Origin of the sequence: Lentibacillus amyloliquefaciens (assembly GCF_001307805.1) — a bacterium.
Taxonomy (GTDB): domain Bacteria; phylum Bacillota; class Bacilli; order Bacillales; family Amphibacillaceae; genus Lentibacillus; species Lentibacillus amyloliquefaciens.
Genome location: NZ_CP013862.1, coordinates 880,127 through 900,159 on the forward strand (window position 1 = coordinate 880,127; position 20,033 = coordinate 900,159).

Genomic DNA, 20,033 nt, shown 5'->3' on the forward strand with positions numbered 1-20,033 from the left:
TTCATAATTCTATTGTAAACGTGTTCGGGCAAATTTCCAATATAATAATACACATAAAAAACTGAAAGCAATCGGATTTGCTTTCAGTTCTGTTTATTAAATACTTTTTCTTTTATATTGAGACCTGGAACGATATTGTTGTGGAGCTCTCGCCGGATATGTTACCGGCACGCTGTAAAAATGTACAAGAGATGTAAATGGTATCGAAGCAAACAGTCCAAATCCGAGCAGTGTATGCAGTTTAAATAGGAAAGGTATACCAATCATCAGCTGGTACTGCGGATTTAAAGCAAATAAACTTCTGAACCATGGTCCAATTGATGTCCGGTAATCAAATTCCTGTGTCGTATCATTTTGAAATAACATCATATAGACGCCAATCCCTGAAATGATCAAAAGTGCTATCACTGAATAGTAGTCTGAAAAACTGGCATGGACTCTGACCGGATTATATACAATTTTCCGGATTAAGAGAATAATCAGTCCGGCGATGACCATTAAACCGGCCGTCAAACCACCATAAAAAGCTCCGAAATGATATAAATCATCTGATACGCCAATTGCATCAAACCAGCTCATCGGGATAATAATTCCCATAATATGACCGGCCAATGCAGCTAAAATCCCCAGTGAAACAGTGGTGAACCAATTCGCAGCCATTTTTTTTCAAAGAATTCAGTGGACGGGGCTGCCCAGCTTAATTGTCGATAAGCAAAACGGTATAACAAACCTAATACCATTATAATCAGAGTTGCGTAGGGGAAAATGACCCACCAAAAAACGTCACTCACGCGTCAACACTCCTTTGGGTAAGGGAGGCACAGCGGAAGATTAAATCCCCCGCTGAATGTTCCTGCCTTAGCCATACATGATTGGGTATGGTAATTCTTCAAGATCGGCTTCTTCCCGTTCAAATTCCAATCGTTGTATCTCTTGTTTTGTTGGCTGCGGGAAGACTTTTTCAATTAATAGCTGCATAAAGTTGTAATACGGGTTTTCGTCAGGCAAATTATTTTTGATGCGCTGAACGGCCACAGACAAACGCCTAATAAGGCGTTCATTGTTATCACTTTCCGGTGCTACCGCCAGGAATTCAAACAGCATCGGGATATAATCGGCTAAATCATCATCAACCCGTTCATAGCCGGCCTCACTGATGATATTTTGCAATCTGATCAGCGCCGCCCCCCGTTTGCTGCTGTCACCGAGCTCATGTGCAGTCAGGTAAAGTCCATTTTTAGCTCGCAAATCAAATGTTGAAACGTACAGTTTTCTCAAATCTTCAAGTGAGAAAAGATAAAAAATGGATACAATTGATTTCAAGCGGTCACGCAAATGTGGCATGTCAATATCTTCTTCAATACATTCCTTAATATCTCTCAATTCTCCTCTGAAGTTGTCTTCAGGATAGGCAAGTAAACGGGAGCCGATCATCAGTAAAGTTCGTTCCTGACTCTCCATTATCTGTTCCCTCCGATAAGGGATGCCATACCTTCGGGCGGTGCCAGGTCTTCCAGGCTGCACGCACCTTGCTCATAATAAAGATCATCATCCATTTCTCTTCTTCCGGTAGGGATAACAAAGCGCTCATTATATTTGGCAATACCCAAAAGACGCGCCATATCTTCAAGTTCTTCAGGTGTCGTGTTTGCTTCTTTGAGCAATTCGCTAGTTCTGAATTCATCGATGCCGCCCACAGTTTTTCCGCGCATATGAACACGCATAGCTGTTAACTTAAGCAATACTTTACGGATAAGTTTCGTATCATCAGCAGCCAGTATCGAAGCAAGATATTCGACTGGAATTCGCATTTGATCGACAGCCGGGATATAGCCATCTGTATCCAGATCGTCTTCATTTGTAATATGATTCATAATCGGACTTAACGGCGGCACATACCATACCATTGGCAGTGTGCGATATTCTGGGTGAAGTGGAAGCGCGATTTTCCATTTCATCGCCATTTTGTAAATCGGCGAGTTCTGTGCGCCTTCAATCCACTCATCATTGATGCCGGCTTTACGCGCTTCTTCAATCACTTCAGGGTCAAATGGATCCTGGAACACCGATAGTTGTGATTCATACAGATCTTGCGGGTCTTCAACTGAAGCTGCTTCTTTTACTTTGTCAGCATCATACAGGACAACACCGATATAGCGGATTCTCCCAACACAGGTTTCAGAACAAATTGTTGGCATGCCGGCTTCAGTACGCGGGTAACAGAAATTGCATTTTTCAGCTTTATGCGAATTCCAGTTGTAATAAACTTTATGATATGGGCACCCGCTCATACAGAAACGCCAGCCGCGGCATGCTTCCTGATCAACCAGTACAATGCCGTCTTCATCACGTTTATACAGTGCACCTGATGGGCATGAAGCAACACATGATGGGTTCAGACAGTGTTCACAGATTCTTGGCAGATACATCATGAACGTTTTTTCATACTCCAATGAAATATGCTCCTGAAGTTTTTCAACTGTCGGGTCCTGTGAAACAATTTCCGTACCGCCAGCCAGATCGTCATCCCAATTGGAACCCCATTCAGGTTTATCAATATATTCGCCTGTAATTGCAGATTGCGGTCTGGCTACAGGCAGATTTTCACTTTTAGGGCTATTTATCAAATTTTGATAGTTATATGTCCATGGTTCATAGTAATCATCCATTGTAGCCATATCCGGATTGTAAAAAATGTTCAAGAGCTTGGAAATAGGTCCGCCTGCTTTCAGTTGCAATTTACCATTTTTGAGCGTCCATCCGCCCTTAAATCGTTCTGTATCTTCCCATCGCTTCGGGTAACCAGTTCCTGGGCGGGTTTCTACGTTGTTGAACCACATGTATTCCGTTCCAGGCCGGTTTGTCCATGTATTTTTACACGTTACAGAACATGTGTGGCATCCGATACATTTGTCCAAATGCATCACCATTGCTACCTGTGCTTTAATTTTCAAGCCAATCTACCTCCTTTAAAGCTCTAATGACAGCTATTGTGTCGCGCTGATGGCCGGTTGGTCCGTAATAATTAAACCCATAGCTTAACTGAGAATAGCCGCCAATCATATGTGTTCCTTTGAGTGTTACACGGGTTACACTGTTATGAGTTCCGCCGCGTTTTTTGCCGCCATTCTTACTGATGGACGTTGCAGGTACACCCAATGTCCGGTCCTGTGCGTGATACATATAAGCCATGCCTTTAGGTATCCGGTATGTCACGACAACTCTGGCTGCAATCGCGCCATTCCGGTTATATACTTCGACAAAATCATTATCCTTCAAGTCGATTGATGCAGCATCATCTTCGTTCATCCAGATCGTCTGCCATCCTCTGAACAGTTGTGACATAGCCGTTGTATCGGTAAACATCGTGTGGATGCCCCATTTTTGGTGTGGCGTCAGGTATCTGACAGTGATTGATTTATTGTCATTCTCCGCAACACCTTCTTCCTTTTTCAAAAACGGTCCATAACGTAACGGTGGTAAATATAACGGAAGCCCTTCACCATAATCGAGCATCATTTCATGATCAAGATAAAAACTTTGCCTTCCGGTCAATGTCCGCCATGGAATGTTGTATTCCGTGTTGACAGTAAATGGAGAATAACGGCGGTGGTCTTTTTCCAGACCGCTCCATACCGGTGTGGAAATGGCATTTCTGGGTTGAATGCTTAAATCTCTCAAGGTATGGTCTTCCTCTGCACGAGGCTTCGCAATCTCTTCCAGTTTTTGTCCGGTTTTTGCTTCAAGTGACTTCCACCCTGCTACAGCTCGTTTTCCGTTTGTGGCACCAGACATCGCCAGTATGGCATTGATGGCCTGCTCGTCATTGTATAAATCCGGGAGGCCTTTTCCAATACCTTCCCGTTTTGATTTGCCAAGACGTTTTTCTAAGTCTTCATAGACTTCCTCACCAGGGATGGTCACGCCTTTGCCGCCATAACCATTTTTGATTAAAGGTCCGACTGTTGTCATCTTCTGATAAACGTTCGGATAGTCACGATCAACAACTTTAAAGTTTGGCATCGTTTTCCCTGGAATGGCTTCAACTTCACCTTTTCGCCAGTCTTTAATTTTTCCAAGCGCTTGGGCGATTTCTCCCGGTGAATCATGTCCAAGTGGTGACATGACAAGCTCTTCAGTGGCCGGAAGATGCTTTTCCGAAAGCTCTGAGAATACTTTGCTGATTTCCCGGAATGTGTTCCAGTCACTTTTTGCCTCCCACGGCGGTGAAATCGCAGCGTTAAACGGGTGAACGAATGGATGCAAATCCGTGCTGCTGATATCGTTTTTCTCATACCAAGTTGCAGCCGGCAGCACAATATCGGAAAACAGACCTGAACTTGTCATTCGGAAATCAACACTTATTAAAAGGTCAGCTTTCCCTGTAGGGGCCTCGCCTTCAGTCTTAATCGTTTCCGGCTGCCAGGAATTTTCCGGTTCAGCCAACACCTGGTTGTCTCCGCCGATAAGATGTTTAACAAAAAACTCATGTCCTTTACCACTGTCACCGAGCAGATTTGATCGCCAATTAAAGAAAACTCTCGGGAAATTTCTTGGATCATCAGGGTTTTCAATAGCCCAGTCAATTTTTTCTTCTTTAATTTGACCGACGACATCATCGATAACTTCCTGTTCAGATTGTGCTCCCCGCTCCCGACTTTCTTTTACAAGGTCAATAGAGTTTTGAGAAAACTGCGGGTATGACGGGAGCCATCCAAGTCTTGCCGACAGTGCGTTCAAGTCAGCGGGGTGCATTGAATTGTATTTGCTTCCCCATTCTGTCTGCTCTGGCTCTTCCGGAATTGGTTCATAACGAAACTGATCAGTTATGAAATAAAAATAGGACGTACCATTTTGATGGCGCGGCGCTTTTTGCCAGTCGCCGGCAAAAGCAACTTGCTGCCATCCTTCTTGAGGACGCACTTTTTCCTGACCGACATAATGCGCCCAGCCGCCGCCATTGACGCCTTGTGAGCCTGTCAGCAAAACAAGGTTCAAAATGGCACGGTAAATTTGGTCACTGTGGTACCAATGGTTTGTGCCGCCCCCCATTGCAATCATTGATTTTCCTTTCGTGCGCTCCGCATTGTCAGCGAATTCTTTGGCTACTTTAATAACATGGTTCTTATTAACACCTGTAATGGTTTCCTGCCATGCCGGTGTATATGGCTTCGGATCATCATAATCAACTGGATAATCCCCTTCCAGGCCGCGTCCGACCCCGGTGTGGGCCATCATAAGATCATAGACAGTCGTCACTTTTACAGTCTTGCCATCAGCATCCTGAATATGTCTGACGGGGACCCCGCGTCTGACAATATCGCCATCTTGCTCGGCAAAGTAAGGGAAGCTCACCATAACGGTTTCATCAGACTTGTCTATAAAACTGAGTTTAGGGTCTATCAAGCTCCCGTTCTCTTTATCAAGTTCAAGATTCCATTTGCTGCCTCCATCCCAGCGAAAGCCCATACTGCCATTCGGCGTTTCCAAATGATCTGTTTCAGCATCCCAAACAAGTGTTTTCCATTCGCCAAGCTCATGCGCATCATTGATATCGGATGATCGTAAAAAGCGATCACTGCGATATTCGCCATTTTGCTCGTTTAAGGTCACCAAATATGGCAAGTCGGTAAACTTTTTCGCATATGAGTTAAAATATGGCGTTTCTTTATTGACATAAAATTCCTTTAAAATAACATGGGTCATGGCCATTGCGAGTGCCGCATCTGTTCCGGCTTTTGCAGGCAGCCAAATATCGGCAAATTTCTCATACTCAGCGTAGTCAGGGCTTACCCCGACGACTTTGGTGCCATTATACCTTGCTTCGACCATGAAATGTGCGTCAGGTGTGCGTGTCTGCGGCAGATTGGTGCCCCAGATGATAAAGTACTTGGAATTGTACCAGTCAGCACTTTCCGGAACGTCTGTCTGCTCGCCCCAAACTTGCGGTGAAGCTGGAGGCAGGTCAGCATACCAGTCATAAAAGCTCAGAATCGTTCCACCGATTAATGAAAGGAATCGAGTGCCTGATGAGTAACTGATCATGGACATCGCCGGAATCGGACTGAAACCAGCCACACGGTCAGGCCCGTATTTTTTAATCGTCTGAATGCTGGCACTGGCAATCATCTCACACATATCCTGCCATGTTGCCCGGACAAACCCGCCTTTACCGCGCGCTTTTACATAGCGCTGTCGCTTATCGGGATTACTGACGATATTTTCCCATGCTTCCACAGGGTCGTTGTTATTGTTCCGCTCCTCTTTCCATAGCTCATATAAATCACTGCGGACATAAGGATATTTCACCCTGATCGGACTGTAGGTATACCAGGAGAAGTTGGCTCCCCTTGGGCATCCGCGCGGTTCGTATTCCGGGAAATCGTCACCAGTACTCGGATAATCTGTCTGTTGTGTTTCGGATGTGATGATGCCATCTTTTACGTAGATTTTCCAGCTGCATGAGCCTGTACAATTCACGCCGTGTGTTGAGCGGACAATCTTATCATGCTGCCATCTGCGGCGGTAGATATCTTCTGAGTCACGGGGACGCGGACTTTCCTCGGCCCATCCTTGATTTAGTTTGCTGCCGGTTTTAATATGTTTTAATTTATCAAACAATTTATTGCTACTTCTCACCAGTTGCACCGCCCCCATTTTGTGATTCGATTGGATTGAATCTGTCTCCTAAAATACGAAAGCTGCCTTCCCCTTCTTTCAGCTCCTCAAGAAATATTTTTAAGCTTGGCACATTGGAAGCGACCAATATTAGCCGTTCCAGCGTTTCGTATGACGTAACATCATAGATTTCTTCGATAACTTTTGGCGGAATTTCGCCAAACCGCATCTTAAGGATAGAAAGCAAATCTTCACGGTCCTCGACAATATTCGCTTCATCTTCAAATAAAAACAATCATCGACACCCTTTCATTCAGAAATTCGAAAAGTTATGGAGGATTCTATGTTGGTCTCATCATCTTATAATAATCAGCGATCATAACTTCCTTACAAGTGTCTCCAATTTTTTCAACGAATTCGCTTAAAACAGGATCTTTATTTTCAATTGCTTCACTTGAAAAATGCTGTGATTCCCGATGGGCAAAACTGTCACCAAAGTATATTGTCACCTGATAACCTGAATTACTCTCGGTAACCTTTGTCTGTATATCATAGGGGTGAATATTGTGTTGTTCTTCCAATTGTTTCGTTATTTCGTGATGCAAATCCGGCAAAATGACCCGCATAGGCTTTTCACGGGCCGGCCGTGTTTGTTCAGAACTCAATTCACTTCACCTCCAAATTAAAAAGTGTCAAAATCAATGATCCGGAAGAACTTCCATTTCTTTTTCATTATGAATCTCATCGACGATTATCAATGATTGAAAACGCTGTATGATCTCATCATTAATTCCATTCTTCGGCAGTTCTTGTTTAATTTCGCCTACAATTATACGCAGCAAATCATGATCACGAATCAAAGCGACAATATCGTCTTTTACTTCCGGGTTCTCATCAACCAGATCTTTATATAACCCTTCTTCTTCTGCGTCTGCATGAGCGAGTGTTCTTGTTTCCCATTGTTCAACAAGCACATATGCTAATTCCAGTGCATCTTCTTTCTGATTACTTTGAAGAAGATTGTCGAGCATATTCGTTAATTCAATCGCTTCATTCAATGCCGCTTCATGAATTGAACTGTGACTGTCAACTCTTTTAAGAGCAGGACCGGACATTTCTCCCACCTCCTATTGGTTCATTTTTAAATACAAATATAGCAATATTTTCTTATATTTCATTTAGCTTATCATGCAGGAAACCCCGGCACAATTGATATCTCAGCAAAATTGGGATTTATGTGACAATTATCACGAAATAAAAGTAATAGGATTGTCGAAAAGTTTGATATGTAATGGGAGGATCTTTCGAAAATTCAAATGGTTTTAAATGAATTATTTTCGGCAATACATGATTATTAGATAGTTTTGTGGAAACGGAGGCAATTATATTATGCATGCACATATCACTGTTAATGGACGTGTTCAGGGGGTTGGTTTCAGATATTCCGCCCGGCAACGTGCTGACCAATATTATTTGAATGGATGGGTGCAAAACAAGTCTGATGGAACTGTTGAACTGGAAGTGGAAGGCGATGATACCAACGTGCACTCATTTTTGAACGATCTTGAGAAAGGGTTCAGCCCATTTATTCACGTGCGGGACATGCAAGTGGATACCCGGCATGAGGAAAAAGGTTATGAGAATTTTTCGATTAGGTAAAGTGAAACTTCATTCAGCGAGTTTTCCCGCTGAATGTTAGTTGAACGGAATCGGACATTTAAGGACAGTTAGACGCCGTTCTTGGGCGGATTACTGTCCATTACATGCGGGATAAAAAGCCGCTGTCAGACATGACAGCGGCTTTTATTAGCTTTCTTCAAAAAACCGGGCGTTTAAATTGATGAATTTTTCTTCACCTTCAGGTACCTCGTCTTCCATATAAATAGCTTCAACCGGACAAACCGCTTCACAGGCGCCGCAGTCAATGCAGATATCCGGATCAATATAAAACATATCTTTACCTTCCTCTATACAATCAACAGGACAGACTTCAACACATTCTCCTGATTTTTCATTTATACAAGGCGATGTAATAACAAATGCCAAGCAAATCCCCTCCTTAAAGAATATAATCCATTTTACATCATATTAATATATTACAGAAAATTATTGTCTGTTACAAGGGGCGGGCACGTCACTGGGCGCTGATACATATTATTTATTATCTGCTGAAATAGAGGAGAGATTGCGATGGAAGTTGTCATCCGTCCCAATGATTCGTTCTGGTATTACAGCGAATTGTTTGATATTCCGCTCGTTCTGATTGCTCAGTCCAACCCGAATCTGGATGCCAGTCAGCTGGCAGTCGGCCAGATTGTGCAAATTCCCGGTTATATGGCGGATATGCACCAAATAGCTGCTAATGATACATTATGGCGTGTTGCAATGAATCAAAATATTCCAGTGGATATGCTGCAATTGTCCAACCCCGATATAAATCCGGAAGATTTGCAAATCGATCAGCAAATTGTTGTTCCGCAGCAAATCAGAGATTTAATCATAACTGATTTTGACGACTATACCTTTGATAAAATGGCAGATGATATGAATCGTTTAATAACGGCTTATCCGTTTATTATTTATGAGTCTATCGGGTCATCGGTTATGGGAAAAGATATTGCTGAACTGCGCATTGGCACCGGAAGCAGACGCGTTCATATAAATGGATCATTTCATGCCAATGAGTGGATAACAACGCCTGTTATTATGAGGTTTATTAATGAATACGCCCGTTCATTGACAAACGGCCTGCCCATAAGAGGATTAAATCTGTTTCCTTTCTTTTTCGAAACAACCTTATCAGTTGTTCCAATGGTTAACCCGGACGGCGTAAATCTGGTTCTTAATGGCGCATCAGCCGCTGAAAATTATCAGGATGACGTGCTTAAAATCAATAATCAGAACCCGGATTTTTCAAATTGGAAAGCAAACATTAGAGGTGTGGATTTGAATAATCAATATCCGGCACAGTGGGAGATTGAAGCAGCACGGAAGCCTGTTACACCGCAGCCAAGAGATTATCCCGGACCTCATCCGCTATCGGAACCCGAGGCTGAAGCGATGGCAGATTTAGCTTTAGAAAGAGATTTTGTTCGTGTTAATGCCCTCCATACGCAGGGCGAGGTGATTTACTGGGGTTTTGAAGGGCTGGAGCCCCCTGCCGCACAAGAGGTTGTAAATGAATATAACCGTGTGAGCGGCTATGAACCCATTCGATATGTGGATAGTTATGCAGGTTTTAAAGACTGGTTTATTCAGGAATTCAGGCGTGGAGGCTATACGATTGAATTGGGGACTGGTATTAATCCTTTGCCTTTTGAGCAATTTGAGGAAATTTATCAGGAAACGCTCGGCATTATGCTGGCGAATCTATATTTGCAACTATAGAAGAGATGGAATAACGGGCTCATCGGCCTGTTATTCCATCTCTTTAAAGTAATCCTTATAGAAACCGGCGATACGGTTACTGTTATCGATAATAAAATAAAACTCTTCCGTTTCATTTTTAACGTCATACTGTTTGCCTGGTGTCAGTTTATTGTGGACGATAAACTTTTCCGCATCAGCATGAACACATTCAATTGTTTTACTTGTTTCCGCCTCTTCCCAATTAAGATGTCTCATTGCATCCTCCCAAGTTTGTTTACATAATAAGATTATCGTTAATTTAATCGAAAAGGTGTAAATAGTTTTCGTAGCCTTGTTCTTTCATGTCCTCTTTTGGTATAAATTTCATGGCTGCAGAATTCATGCAATAACGCAGCCCGCCCCGGTCTTTAGGACCATCGGGAAAAACGTGGCCCAAGTGTGAGTCAGCGTTTTTGCTTCTGACTTCTGTCCGTATCATTCCGTGGCTTGTATCCGATTTTTCTTCAACCTGATGCTGATCAATTGGTTTCGTAAAGCTAGGCCAGCCACAGTTTGCGTCAAATTTATCATGGGAAGAAAACAGAACATCGCCGGAGATAATATCAACATAGACGCCTTCATCTTCATTATTCCAGTATTCATTATTAAAAGGCTGTTCTGTGCCGTTTTCCTGTGTCACGCTATACTGGATTGGGGTGAGCTTTGCCTTTAACTCGGTTTTATCCGGACCCTCTTTCCAATTTTCTTTGATAAAGTCCTCCCTTCCAGATCCTTTTTTGTACAAACGATAATGGAATGACTGTTTTTTGTAGTAGTCTTGGTGTTCTTCCTCAGCTCTATAAAATGTTTTAGCAGGAAGGATTGGTGTAACGATTGGCTTAGCAAACCTGCCACTTTCTTCCAGTTTTTGCTTGGACTGTTCAGCTATCTCTTTTTGTGATGCATTATGATAAAAAATGGCTGTCCCGTATGATTCACCCCGGTCATTAAATTGACCACCTGAATCAGTCGGATCAATTTGCTGCCAAAAAGTCTTGACAAGCTCCTCATATGGCATTATGTCCGGATTGAACGTAATTTGGACTGCTTCCACATGACCGGTTGTATCAGAACAAACCTGTTCATAAGTCGGATTTTCAACATCTCCGCCAGTATACCCCGAAACGATATTTTCGATTCCCGGGCGCTCATCGAATGGTTCCACCATACACCAGAAGCATCCCCCTGCAAATGTAGCTAGTTCAGTCGTCATAGTATACCTCCATTTTAGGATCATCCTAGTCTTATTTTTTCGTTTTTAGCTGGAAAAATCAAATTGTATGCTTACAAATGTCTTTTATATTTTCAGACTCTATATTAGATAAACAATTTTGGGGCAGATTTACCGGTTTTCACGATCCGCTGTTCTAAATTATCCGTTTTGTGTTGTTGATGATCATCATTATCATTCTTAATACGGTCTTCTATAAGAGACTCAGGCTCAAAATCAGTTTCAGAATCATCTTCATTTAGTGCTTTCATCAATTGAAACAGCATAGGCAGATTTTTTATCATTGGGCCATATTGCTGGATGATGGGAGCAGTTTGCTGCACGACACTTAAGACTTTTTGTACATTATTCAATTGTTGTGACCACCCGTTAATGCGTTCCGGCGTCAACAATCCTTTAGTGAACTGCTGCAGGTCCGGTGTTGTCTGTTGCGGTGGTTCAGGGTGAAATCCTTGTCGCGGCATCATAACGTTATCCGGCTCTCTGTGTTGAATTGGCCATACCATGATAATCCTCCTCATTTATATGAAGTCCCTTAGGTTATTGTACGCACTTCTTATTTAATAGTGTAGGCGATTATCCGCAAGCTCAGTCAAATCGGTGTGGTCGTTTTGAATGATGTGAAGGCGGCTGATAAACAATGACATAAAAAAACATGCTATCCCCTTCTTTCATTATGTTTCTATATCAAGACGGGGGGTAAAGACACACAATTGTGGCAATTTGATGAATAATTAAATATAGAATATTTCCCGGGTAACCGCATAATCCCGCATGATATTACATGCATGTGAATTTTTTGCCGAAATACCGGGAATACCGTCACCTGTTCAGTTATTACAAATGTATAAGCTGAGTAAATAAACTTTTGATCAAACGTTTGTTTAATTTCAATGACAAGCTCCGGAATTTTCCGGAGCTCCTAATTCATCTTATTCATTTGATAAGCTTCCCAGATCTCATCAAAAACCACCAGTGCATTAACAAAAGGGCTATTCCACTCAAGATAATTGCTGATTTCGTTATAGGAAGCAGAATGTTTCGGAAAATCATGGTCATGAAAAATCCAATCAGCTAACCGGCTCTTATCATCGGGTTCTTTTTTCCCTCTATAGGTTAAAGCAAAATGGTAAAACGAACGCATTTCAAGTTCCTCCATTATTCACTGCTGTCTGATTCCATAAATTCGCGATGTTTTTTCAGCTTTTTGCGATAAACAATTCTGGATAGATAGATGCTGATTTCATATAGAATTATCAGCGGTATGATTGCCACAAGCTGCAAAATAAAATCAGGCGGGGTAATGAATGCACCAATAATAACAAGAATTAAATAGGCGTATTTTCGTGTTTTCCGCATGTAATCAGGTGTCATAATGCCCAGCCGTGTAAGAAACATTACGATAACCGGCATTTCAAAAAATAGCGCAAACGGAATGACAATCCGGAATAAAAGCTTAAAGTAACGATCGTATGTAAATATTTCGTTAAACATGCCATCGTTCAAGGAAAGCAGAAATGGGATGATCAGTTCCACAAAAATGATATAGCCAAAAGCAATCCCTGCCAGAAATAGAATGAAAATAACCGGGACATACATTAGGGTCGCAGCCCGTTCAGGTTTAGTAAGACCAGGTTTGATAAACAGCCAGGTTTGCAAGGCTAATATTGGGAGTGTGCCAACGGTTGCCACCACCGCTGCAAGTGTTAAATAAACAGATATCAAGTCAGTCAGCCCGGTGACGCTTAATTTGAAAGGCAAATCGTCTTCAATGAAACCATAAATGACATCAACATATATAAAACCTGCAACAAAAAATAGAATGAAAAATATTGCTGTTACAATAAGCCGGTTTCTGAGTTCGGATAGATGCCCGACGACATTCATTTCTTTTTCATTTTCAAACTGCTCTTTTAAAGACATGATTCACGCTCCTAATCCAAGCATAAAAGAAGATGTAAGGTTTCCCCCTACACCTTGTTAAGCAGTCCATTATTTTGGTGTTCGATCATTTTTATCTGAATCATCAGATCCAATATCTTTCGCCGCATTTTTGAATTCCTTCAGTGAACTGCCGACGGCTTTGCCGATTTCAGGCAATTTGGACGGTCCGAAAACAATTAGAGCAATAATCAGAATTAAAATCAGACCGGGAATACCGATACTGCCTATGCCCATATATAATCACTCCGTAAGGTTACTTATTTTGATCATTTTTCACAACATCCTTTGCTTCTTTAACTTCATCTGAAACATCATTCGTTAAATCCTGTGTTGATTTCTTGAATTCACGCAGCGTATTTCCGGCTGCTTTTCCAATTTCAGGAAGTTTCTTTGGACCAAAAATAACCAATGCAATCACTAAAATCAAAATAAGTCCAGGAAAGCCTATGCTGCCTATACCCATATGTGACACCTTCTTTAAATATATTATAAGAATCAAGCAATCATTCTTCGCTTGCAACGTTCAATATTGGACTGTGAACAGTCTGAAACTGATAAAAGTGTAACATGACAAGATGTGATTAGCAACTGATAAATAAGGTGTTAAGCCTTTTTGAACTGTTTGGTCATTTCGTATTGTTCCGGGTAATTCATATTAAAAAAATGCTTGTCCAATACTTCCTCAGAAATGTCATTAAAATCGGCCACATAATTAACCGTTATCGCTTTAAATAATGTCCGTATTTTTCGTTCATCGTTATCAAGAAGCTTCTGAATATGCGGCAATACATCTTTCGTATATATGCCTGACAAGGGATGCATCCGTTCATTGTATATCGGAATAACTGCTTCGGCATTGCCAAGTGATTGAATTAAATGCTGAAAAATTGCTTTGTCGATAAATGGCATGTCACATGCCGCCAGCACATAGACATCGGCATCGATATGATAAATAGCAGTTTCGATCCCGGCAAGAGGCCCTTTATCTTCATATCTGTCCCGGTATAAATTTAAACCCAGGAAATGATATGATGCCGGCTCATTTGCAATAACAGCTGTATCATCACAGAAATTCTTCACTTCATCAGCAATGTGTGCAATTGCCGGCTTACCATTTATATTCAATAATGATTTGGTCTTTCCCATGCGGGATGATTTTCCGCCTGCGAGAATCACACCAGAGATATGCATCGGTCACCCTTCCAGTCGATCATATTGCAAGAAATAAAAGTCATAAGGATTTTTATTGTCCTTTTCACCTTTTTCCCTTTTAGTTAATTGCCATTCAGACTCTGTGAAATAAGGAAAGAACGTATCACCTTGAAAGTCCTCATCCACCCAGGTGATATACATACGATCAGCATGGCTCAGGAACTGTTTGAAAATATTCCCGCCGCCGATTACAAATAGTTCAATATCTGGTTCCTGCTCATTCCAGTGTAATATAGTATCAATATCCCGTACAATCTCAATTCCATCGGGAAATTGATCCTGCTGTTTTGATATGACAATGTTTTTTCGATTTGGAAGCGGTCTTCCGATAGCTTCAAAAGTTTTACGCCCCATAATAATCGTGTTGCCGGTTGTTGTTTGCTTGAAAAATTTTAAATCATTTGGCAAATGCCATGGCAAATCATTTTGATAACCAATCACACGATTACGGTCCATAGCGACAAGCAACGAAATCATTGGAATCATCCTCCTCTAGTTCAGACTGCGATCGGTGCTTTAATTGATGGATGCGGATTATATCCAATTAATTCAAAATCAGACAGTTCGAAGTCGAAAATTGATTCTTTTTCCCGATTGATTTTCAGAGCCGGAAACGGTCTGGTTTGACGTCCAAGCTGCGTTTTCACTTGTTCAACATGATTTGTATATATGTGTGCATCACCTAATGTATGGACAAATTCCCCTGCTTCAAGGCCGCATTCGTGAGCGATAATATGAGTCAGCAGTGCATAACTGGCAATATTAAAAGGCACGCCTATAAACATGTCGGCGCTGCGCTGATATAACTGGCATGATAATTTTCCATCTGCCACATAAAACTGAAACAGTGTATGACAAGGCGGCAGCGCCATGTTTGGCACGTCTTCAGGGTTCCAGGCTGACACAATATGCCGTCTGGAATCTGGGTTGTTTCGAATTAAATCAATAACGTCTTTCAATTGATCGATGGTTTCATTTTGCGATGTTTTCCAATCGCGCCATTGTTTACCATACACATTGCCCAGATCTCCAAACTTTTCTGCGAAGACATGATCATTCAAAATATTCTCTTTGAAAATATTCATTTGTTCCTGATAAAGCAAATTAAACTCATAATCCTGCTGACTGCGAATTCCGAAATCAGTCATATCAGGGCCTTCATAGTCGTCACTGTCAACCCAGTTTTTAAAAGCCCATTCATTCCAGATATTGTTATTGTTCTGCAGCAGATACTGAATATTAGTATCCCCTTTTATAAACCAGAGCAGTTCACTGACAATCAGCCGAAATGGTATTTTTTTAGTGGTCAGAAGCGGAAAACCTTCGCTGAGATCAAACCGCATTTGATGACCGAACACAGAATAAGTGCCTGTATTGGTTCGGTCGTGTTTTTTTGTGCCGTTTTTAAGTATGTATTTGGATAAGTCTAAATAACCTTGTTCACCTGTCAGCATTATTCTCACCTCGTATTTCTATCATAATATAATTCAGTTATGACAGCAATTTATTTTTTGTAACATAATCTTAACTGCAAGCTGGCACATAACCATCGATTATACGACATAAATCTTTATAAGCACTTACACATGAAAGGGGATCATTGCATGCTGAATGGTTCGATTGAACATGCGGTGAAACAGTCTGTCTTGTATACCTGTGTGTTAAGCCAGCCGTTTGTTTTTGCAGAAGCATACCCTGCACTTCAAAACAATCAATTGCTTGCAGAAGAGCAATTACAATACGGACACCATGTTGAAACAGTCCGAATTCTGCAGCAGAAATTGAATAAATTATCGTTTTTTGATGATGATATTGATGGCAATTATGGTCTTCTGACCGAACATGCACTGAAGAAATTTCAAGCAGAGAATGATCTGAAAATTACAGGGCAAGCAGATTTAAAGTCTTTGAATGTCATGATTGATGAGGAGATGCAGCAGAATATAGAAGATTTGGATGACATGTCCGGTTCGATCTATCCGGGTATGGAAAAGTCTGATGTTAAAATCATTCAGCGCGTACTTGATTACTTTGGTTATTATAAGGGTGAAATCGATGGACTGTATGGACCGCTGACGCAGCGTGCACTTGAAGAAGCTGAAGATGAATATGACATGGAATTGATTGATGATGAAGCTTTAAAGGCCCTGTATGAACAGAATCGACCCATGCAGAAAAATAATAAAGAAGCTGCAAATCAGAATCCGGGGCGTTCAACAAAAAAGGATTCTTCACATGAACCCGGCCAGGCTGAGGTTACAACGTCCAACCATGCAAAGGCAATTGATGCTGCCCGAGCACAGATAGGGACGCCTTATGTCTGGGGAGGCGATTCGCCGGGAGGTTTCGATTGCAGCGGATTCATTCAATACATTTTTAAAGCAGATGGCATTTCTCTTCCACGAACAGTAAGTGACACATGGAATTACACAACTCAAGTTGGCAGCCCTTCCGTCGGTGATCTCGTCTTTTTTGAAACTTATAAACCCGGCCCGTCGCACATGGGAATTTATATTGGGGACGGGAAATTCATTCATGCCAGCGAATCCAGTGGTGTGGAAACAAGCAAATTGTCTCAATCATACTGGAAAAACCGGTATCTTGGAGCAGGAAGAGTGCAATAACCTGAAAAGCAAGTTTGAAGCGTTGAAAGATCGGGCAGACTTGCTTCATTTCTGCCCGATAATTTTAAGATCATTGCCATTCCCTGAAGAATTGCTGTAAGTACGTTTCCATAAACTGGTGGCGCTGATTAGCTATTTGTTTAGCTGCCGCGGTATTCATTGAATCGTTTAAATGCAGCAATTTAGCATAAAAATGCTGAACAGATGTTTCGTCACGTTTGTCCGCATGATCATGCCAAAGTAATTGCCCTTTTGCAGCCCCGAAAGCAAATGTCCGGGCAATTCCGACGGCACCAATGGCATCCAGCCTGTCTGCATCCTGCACGATTTTTCCTTCGATATTTGCAGGTGTCTTCCCTTTACTGAATGATATATCTTCAACAGTTTTGCGGATAGTACTGATTTCATCTGCAGTGCAATCAATGGATTGTAAAAAATTATCCAGCTCCTTTAAGGCATGTGCACGATTGGAAAACAACTTTCTGTCACCAATATCATGAACCCATCCGGCAGCCTCGCAAATAAAATGATCTGCTTGTTCCATGACGGCTAAATGCTTTGCCATAAAAGCGACACGTTTCATATGGAAAAAATCGTGTCCTGTTGCGTCATCATTAAAAACAGTATAGATATAATCCTTGATTGCATTTAGTTTATGGACTGTGTTCATTAAAATAATCCGAGCGCCTTTCCGTTTTCATCTACATCCATATTAAGCGCGGCCGGTTTTGCCGGCAAGCCCGGCATCGTCATCATATTACCCGTTAACACAACGATGAATCCTGCCCCTATTGAAGGACGCAATTCTCTGATTTTGACGTTGAAATTTTTAGGTCTTCCCAATAAAGACGGATCATCAGACAATGAGTATTGCGACTTTGCCATACATACCGGAAGCTTACCCCACCCTTCTTGTTCGTAGAAGGCAAGTTGTTTTTTGGCTTTTTCAGATAAGTCAATATCATCAGCACCGTATACAGCTTGGGCTATTTTCCTGATTTTTGTTTCAAGCGGATCATTTAAATCATATATATAGTTGAAATTTTGGGAAGGCGCATCAGTTTTTTCAACAATTTTTTCAGCAAGTTCCATGCCGCCTTCACCACCGTTTGCGTGTACGTCTGTTAAAGCCACATCAGTATTTCTCGACTCACACCATGACGTAATGTATTCAATTTCTGCAGCCGAATCGGATGGGAATTTATTGATGGCGACTACGTATGGCAGCCCAAATGATTCAATTGTTTCCATGTGTTTCGCCAGGTTTTCGATACCTTTTTCCAGTGCCCCAATATTTTCAGTGGTCAGGTTATCACGATTAACACCGCCATGCATCTTTATAGCACGTACAGTTGCCACGATAACAACAGCATCTGTATTAAATTCACCAGCACGGGATTTGATATCCAGAAACTTCTCAGCACCAAGATCTGCTCCAAAACCTGCTTCTGTGACGACGTAATCGCTTAGTTTGGCAGCGGTCTTTGTCGCCATAATGCTATTGCATCCGTGGGCAATATTGGCAAACGGACCGCCATGAATGACAGCAGGTGTATTTTCAGTCGTCTGGACCAAGTTAGGCTTAATGGCCTCTTTTAATAAGAGTGTCAATGCTCCCTCCACATTTAGATCTCCTGCAGTGACGGGGGCTTCATCGTATGTATAACCGATTACAATCTCGGCAATCCTCGCTTTTAAATCCTCCAAACTTGTTGCAAGGCATAAAATTGCCATTATTTCAGAAGCGACGGTTATATTAAACCCATCTTCCCTGGGTACGCCGCGTGACGGTCCGCCAAGTCCAACGACGATTTGCCTTAATGCCCGGTCGTTCATATCCATAACTCGTTTCCATTCAATACGACGAGGATCAATGTTCAGTGAGTTCCCTCTGTGTATATGATTATCAATCATAGCTGACAACGCATTATTGGCAGTCGTAATTGCGTGCAAGTCTCCCGTGAAATGAAGGTTAATATCTTCCATTGGCAACACTTGCGAATATCCTCCGCCGGCTGCTCCGCCTTTTATCCCCATGACAGGGCCTAAGGATGGTTCTCGCAAAGCAATCATCGCTTTCTTGCCGAACTTCTCCATTGCCTGACCCAATCCTACTGTCACTGTCGATTTACCTTCTCCTGCCGGTGTTGGATTGATCGAAGTAACTAAAATGACTTTACCGTTTGGTTGATCGTTTAATTTATTATGCAATGTTTTCGAAAGTTTGGCTTTGGTGTGTCCATAAGGTTCCCAGTCTTCACGTTCCAGACCAAGCTTTCCCGCGATCTCTTCAATTGGTTTTAAATCGGTCTCTTGCGCAATTTCAATATCTGATTTCATTCCACGCCGCCCCTCTCCAGATCAATTTAATGTCAGTATAACGTATTTGCTTTATTTTTTATACACTTTTCTAACAATTACTCAACCGCTTTCACACTTTGTCAAGCACCTGTTTAAATAATTGCGGAAAAATAAATTATACATAAGCATTTTCTTGACTGAAGCCTAAAAATAAGCTATATTAGATTCAAGCAAAGAAGATGTATGGAATCATTAATGACAAGCGGCTTCTGTGGAAGTGGATGCAATAGTGATCCAGCATTTCTTCAGGAAGCTGCTTTTTAATTCTGTTTGTCTGCTTTGTATTAACACGTTTTACGTGAAAGTTTTTAGGAGGATTATTTACAATGGAAAACGGCGTAGTAAAATGGTTTAATGCGGAAAAAGGCTATGGCTTCATTCAGGTAGAAGAAGGAAATGACGTATTCGTTCATTATTCAGCTATCCAGGAAGAAGGCTTCAAAACACTTGAAGAAGGACAAAACGTAACATTTGATATTGTGGAAGGCGATCGCGGTCCACAAGCAGCAAATGTTGTAAAACAATAAACGGTATAAACCTTAAATATAAAGCGGCAATCATTTCGATTGCCGCTTTTGTTGTAACGTCAGAAAGTATAGATTATGGTCGAATTTCGGCACTCACTATAAGACGAG

The 20,033-nt window shown here is 41.7% G+C and carries 23 protein-coding genes and 1 pseudogene; 4 read left to right on the plus strand and 20 right to left on the minus strand.

The window, feature by feature from the left end:
• Positions 1 to 96 precede the first annotated feature (96 nt).
• From narI to AOX59_RS04385, 7 genes and pseudogenes are all read right to left on the minus strand, one after another.
• Positions 97 to 740, minus strand: a pseudogene (gene narI, locus AOX59_RS04355) (respiratory nitrate reductase subunit gamma).
• Positions 741 to 858: 118 nt separating this feature from the next.
• Complete coding sequence (gene narJ, locus AOX59_RS04360; RefSeq protein WP_068442348.1) at positions 859 to 1,461, minus strand: nitrate reductase molybdenum cofactor assembly chaperone; 603 nt, start codon at positions 1,459 to 1,461, stop codon at positions 859 to 861.
• Positions 1,461 to 2,954, minus strand: coding sequence for a nitrate reductase subunit beta (narH, locus tag AOX59_RS04365; protein WP_068442350.1), 1,494 nt, complete (start codon positions 2,952 to 2,954; stop codon positions 1,461 to 1,463). Before narH ends, narJ begins: the two co-directional genes overlap by 1 nt.
• Positions 2,944 to 6,639, minus strand: a complete 3,696-nt coding sequence (locus AOX59_RS04370; protein ID WP_156418639.1) for a nitrate reductase subunit alpha — start codon at positions 6,637 to 6,639, stop codon at positions 2,944 to 2,946. Before AOX59_RS04370 ends, narH begins: the two co-directional genes overlap by 11 nt.
• The gene (locus AOX59_RS04375) at positions 6,629 to 6,913 is read right to left on the minus strand and encodes a hypothetical protein (RefSeq protein WP_068442353.1); all 285 of its coding nucleotides are present in this window, start codon (positions 6,911 to 6,913) and stop codon (positions 6,629 to 6,631) included. The genes AOX59_RS04370 and AOX59_RS04375 overlap by 11 nt, the downstream gene beginning before the upstream one ends.
• A gap of 46 nt (positions 6,914 to 6,959) precedes the next feature.
• Positions 6,960 to 7,283 (minus strand): hypothetical protein, encoded by a 324-nt coding sequence (locus AOX59_RS04380; RefSeq protein WP_068442358.1) that lies wholly within the window; start codon positions 7,281 to 7,283, stop codon positions 6,960 to 6,962.
• Positions 7,284 to 7,316: 33 nt separating this feature from the next.
• On the minus strand, positions 7,317 to 7,733 hold the full coding sequence (locus AOX59_RS04385; RefSeq protein ID WP_068442361.1) for a hemerythrin domain-containing protein: 417 nt from the start codon (positions 7,731 to 7,733) through the stop codon (positions 7,317 to 7,319).
• Between the two features lie 274 nt (positions 7,734 to 8,007).
• On the opposite strand from AOX59_RS04385, the gene AOX59_RS04390 reads away from it, so the two are divergent.
• The gene (locus AOX59_RS04390; protein ID WP_068442364.1) at positions 8,008 to 8,277 is read left to right on the plus strand and encodes an acylphosphatase; all 270 of its coding nucleotides are present in this window, start codon (positions 8,008 to 8,010) and stop codon (positions 8,275 to 8,277) included.
• Between the two features lie 147 nt (positions 8,278 to 8,424).
• Here AOX59_RS04390 and AOX59_RS04395 read toward each other — a convergent pair whose 3' ends face one another.
• The gene (locus AOX59_RS04395) at positions 8,425 to 8,664 is read right to left on the minus strand and encodes a ferredoxin family protein (RefSeq protein ID WP_068442367.1); all 240 of its coding nucleotides are present in this window, start codon (positions 8,662 to 8,664) and stop codon (positions 8,425 to 8,427) included.
• A gap of 144 nt (positions 8,665 to 8,808) precedes the next feature.
• Between AOX59_RS04395 and AOX59_RS04400 the strand changes: the two genes are divergently transcribed.
• Positions 8,809 to 10,005 (plus strand): M14 family metallopeptidase, encoded by a 1,197-nt coding sequence (locus tag AOX59_RS04400; protein WP_068442373.1) that lies wholly within the window; start codon positions 8,809 to 8,811, stop codon positions 10,003 to 10,005.
• Between the two features lie 30 nt (positions 10,006 to 10,035).
• Here the strand turns inward: AOX59_RS04400 and AOX59_RS04405 are convergent, their stop codons facing one another.
• From AOX59_RS04405 to AOX59_RS04450, 10 genes are all read right to left on the minus strand, one after another.
• On the minus strand, positions 10,036 to 10,242 hold the full coding sequence (locus AOX59_RS04405) for a DUF6501 family protein (RefSeq protein WP_068442377.1): 207 nt from the start codon (positions 10,240 to 10,242) through the stop codon (positions 10,036 to 10,038).
• Between the two features lie 43 nt (positions 10,243 to 10,285).
• Positions 10,286 to 11,239 (minus strand): peptide-methionine (R)-S-oxide reductase MsrB, encoded by a 954-nt coding sequence (msrB, locus tag AOX59_RS04410; RefSeq protein WP_068442380.1) that lies wholly within the window; start codon positions 11,237 to 11,239, stop codon positions 10,286 to 10,288.
• Between the two features lie 104 nt (positions 11,240 to 11,343).
• Positions 11,344 to 11,763, minus strand: coding sequence for a VrrA/YqfQ family protein (gene vrrA / locus AOX59_RS04415; protein WP_068442387.1), 420 nt, complete (start codon positions 11,761 to 11,763; stop codon positions 11,344 to 11,346).
• Positions 11,764 to 12,179: 416 nt separating this feature from the next.
• Positions 12,180 to 12,401, minus strand: a complete 222-nt coding sequence (locus tag AOX59_RS04420) for a YozE family protein (RefSeq protein ID WP_068442390.1) — start codon at positions 12,399 to 12,401, stop codon at positions 12,180 to 12,182.
• Between the two features lie 14 nt (positions 12,402 to 12,415).
• Positions 12,416 to 13,180: a twin-arginine translocase subunit TatC gene (gene tatC / locus AOX59_RS04425; RefSeq protein ID WP_068442391.1), complete on the minus strand. Its 765-nt coding sequence runs from the start codon at positions 13,178 to 13,180 to the stop codon at positions 12,416 to 12,418.
• A gap of 69 nt (positions 13,181 to 13,249) precedes the next feature.
• Positions 13,250 to 13,435: a twin-arginine translocase TatA/TatE family subunit gene (gene tatA / locus AOX59_RS04430; protein ID WP_068442392.1), complete on the minus strand. Its 186-nt coding sequence runs from the start codon at positions 13,433 to 13,435 to the stop codon at positions 13,250 to 13,252.
• A gap of 19 nt (positions 13,436 to 13,454) precedes the next feature.
• Positions 13,455 to 13,664 carry a twin-arginine translocase TatA/TatE family subunit gene (locus AOX59_RS04435; RefSeq protein WP_068442395.1) on the minus strand — a complete coding sequence of 70 codons (210 nt, stop codon included), beginning with the start codon at positions 13,662 to 13,664 and terminating at the stop codon, positions 13,455 to 13,457.
• A 140-nt stretch (positions 13,665 to 13,804) separates the two neighbouring features.
• Positions 13,805 to 14,392: a molybdenum cofactor guanylyltransferase gene (mobA, locus tag AOX59_RS04440; protein ID WP_068442396.1), complete on the minus strand. Its 588-nt coding sequence runs from the start codon at positions 14,390 to 14,392 to the stop codon at positions 13,805 to 13,807.
• A 3-nt stretch (positions 14,393 to 14,395) separates the two neighbouring features.
• Entirely contained in the window at positions 14,396 to 14,890 is a 495-nt protein-coding gene (locus AOX59_RS04445; RefSeq protein ID WP_068442399.1) for a dihydrofolate reductase, read from the minus strand.
• Positions 14,891 to 14,910: 20 nt separating this feature from the next.
• The gene (locus AOX59_RS04450; protein WP_068442404.1) at positions 14,911 to 15,867 is read right to left on the minus strand and encodes a thymidylate synthase; all 957 of its coding nucleotides are present in this window, start codon (positions 15,865 to 15,867) and stop codon (positions 14,911 to 14,913) included.
• 150 nt (positions 15,868 to 16,017) lie between these two features.
• Here AOX59_RS04450 and AOX59_RS04455 point away from each other — a divergent pair, with 150 nt between their 5' ends.
• Complete coding sequence (locus AOX59_RS04455; RefSeq protein WP_068442408.1) at positions 16,018 to 17,037, plus strand: C40 family peptidase; 1,020 nt, start codon at positions 16,018 to 16,020, stop codon at positions 17,035 to 17,037.
• 70 nt (positions 17,038 to 17,107) lie between these two features.
• On the opposite strand, the gene AOX59_RS04460 is transcribed toward AOX59_RS04455, so the two are convergent.
• Positions 17,108 to 17,707, minus strand: coding sequence for an HD domain-containing protein (locus tag AOX59_RS04460; RefSeq protein ID WP_068442411.1), 600 nt, complete (start codon positions 17,705 to 17,707; stop codon positions 17,108 to 17,110).
• A complete protein-coding gene (locus AOX59_RS04465) occupies positions 17,707 to 19,377 on the minus strand; it encodes a formate--tetrahydrofolate ligase (RefSeq protein WP_068442414.1) in 1,671 nt (556 codons plus the stop codon). The genes AOX59_RS04460 and AOX59_RS04465 overlap by 1 nt, the downstream gene beginning before the upstream one ends.
• 347 nt (positions 19,378 to 19,724) lie before the next feature.
• Here AOX59_RS04465 and AOX59_RS04470 point away from each other — a divergent pair, with 347 nt between their 5' ends.
• Positions 19,725 to 19,925: a cold-shock protein gene (locus AOX59_RS04470; protein WP_068442417.1), complete on the plus strand. Its 201-nt coding sequence runs from the start codon at positions 19,725 to 19,727 to the stop codon at positions 19,923 to 19,925.
• Positions 19,926 to 20,033: the final 108 nt, after the last annotated feature.

Coding starts and splice junctions, on each gene's coding strand:
- narJ (WP_068442348.1), bottom strand. CDS start 1,461: ATGGAGAGTCAGGAACGAACTTTACTGATGATCGGCTCCCGTTTACTT.
- AOX59_RS04385 (WP_068442361.1), bottom strand. CDS start 7,733: ATGTCCGGTCCTGCTCTTAAAAGAGTTGACAGTCACAGTTCAATTCAT.
- AOX59_RS04390 (WP_068442364.1), top strand. CDS start 8,008: ATGCATGCACATATCACTGTTAATGGACGTGTTCAGGGGGTTGGTTTC.
- AOX59_RS04400 (WP_068442373.1), top strand. CDS start 8,809: ATGGAAGTTGTCATCCGTCCCAATGATTCGTTCTGGTATTACAGCGAA.
- AOX59_RS04405 (WP_068442377.1), bottom strand. CDS start 10,242: ATGAGACATCTTAATTGGGAAGAGGCGGAAACAAGTAAAACAATTGAA.
- msrB (WP_068442380.1), bottom strand. CDS start 11,239: ATGACGACTGAACTAGCTACATTTGCAGGGGGATGCTTCTGGTGTATG.
- vrrA (WP_068442387.1), bottom strand. CDS start 11,763: ATGGTATGGCCAATTCAACACAGAGAGCCGGATAACGTTATGATGCCG.
- AOX59_RS04420 (WP_068442390.1), bottom strand. CDS start 12,401: ATGCGTTCGTTTTACCATTTTGCTTTAACCTATAGAGGGAAAAAAGAA.
- tatC (WP_068442391.1), bottom strand. CDS start 13,180: ATGTCTTTAAAAGAGCAGTTTGAAAATGAAAAAGAAATGAATGTCGTC.
- tatA (WP_068442392.1), bottom strand. CDS start 13,435: ATGGGCATAGGCAGTATCGGTATTCCCGGTCTGATTTTAATTCTGATT.
- AOX59_RS04435 (WP_068442395.1), bottom strand. CDS start 13,664: ATGGGTATAGGCAGCATAGGCTTTCCTGGACTTATTTTGATTTTAGTG.
- mobA (WP_068442396.1), bottom strand. CDS start 14,392: ATGCATATCTCTGGTGTGATTCTCGCAGGCGGAAAATCATCCCGCATG.
- AOX59_RS04445 (WP_068442399.1), bottom strand. CDS start 14,890: ATGATTTCGTTGCTTGTCGCTATGGACCGTAATCGTGTGATTGGTTAT.
- AOX59_RS04450 (WP_068442404.1), bottom strand. CDS start 15,867: ATGCTGACAGGTGAACAAGGTTATTTAGACTTATCCAAATACATACTT.
- AOX59_RS04455 (WP_068442408.1), top strand. CDS start 16,018: ATGCTGAATGGTTCGATTGAACATGCGGTGAAACAGTCTGTCTTGTAT.
- AOX59_RS04460 (WP_068442411.1), bottom strand. CDS start 17,707: ATGAACACAGTCCATAAACTAAATGCAATCAAGGATTATATCTATACT.
- AOX59_RS04465 (WP_068442414.1), bottom strand. CDS start 19,377: ATGAAATCAGATATTGAAATTGCGCAAGAGACCGATTTAAAACCAATT.
- AOX59_RS04470 (WP_068442417.1), top strand. CDS start 19,725: ATGGAAAACGGCGTAGTAAAATGGTTTAATGCGGAAAAAGGCTATGGC.